The following is a 566-nucleotide window of genomic DNA, read 5'->3' as shown; positions in this document are numbered from 1 at the left end:
GATCAGCGCGCCACTGCCGACGCCGACCCTCCGGAACATCGCTGGTCTTCAAACTCCAGTCCGCCGTGGCCACGTCGCACACCTCCGAGATCAAAGTGTTGCGACGACCAGTTGAATCCACCCTGCGATCCGCGGTCCGCATGGAAGATCACTCCGGTGACGTTGCCGCCGCGGGTCGCGACCGCAGCCTGGAGCGCGTCGATGACGAGTTCGGCGCGCATGTGTGGGGCCATGGACCAGCCGAGCACCCGGCGGGATCGGATGTCCAGGACGCAGGCGAGGTAGAGCCACGTAGCGCCGACCTGCACGTATGTGATGTCTCCGCACCACTTCTCGTCCAGGGCGCGGGCGGTGAAGTCCCGCTGGAGCAAGTCCGGCGCCGGATCTCCCGCTCGAGCTGCCATTCCTTCTCCGCCTTGGCCAGCCGGGCGTTCTCAGCCCGCAACCGGACCAGCTCGTCCGCGGCATCCGCCGGCGCGCCGGCCGGCGCTGGACGGCCGTCGGCGTCACGCACCCAGGTCCGCAGCGTCTCGGGGTTGACGTTCAGATCGGCCGCGACGTCCCTG

Annotated in this window: 2 pseudogenes; both read right to left on the bottom strand. The window is 69.1% G+C overall.

The annotated features are described in order from the left end of the window. Positions 1–122: 122 nt before the first annotated feature. Positions 123–380, bottom strand: a pseudogene (locus tag G6048_RS52185) (DDE-type integrase/transposase/recombinase); the annotation flags it as partial. A gap of 59 nt (positions 381–439) precedes the next feature. Beyond that, positions 440–566 (bottom strand): annotated as a pseudogene (locus G6048_RS52180) (transposase); the annotation flags it as partial.

The sequence above is a fragment of the Streptomyces ureilyticus genome (assembly GCF_011045025.1).
Classification (GTDB): Bacteria; Actinomycetota; Actinomycetes; order Streptomycetales; family Streptomycetaceae; genus Streptomyces; species Streptomyces ureilyticus.
This window is presented reverse-complemented; position numbering and strand designations above follow the sequence as displayed.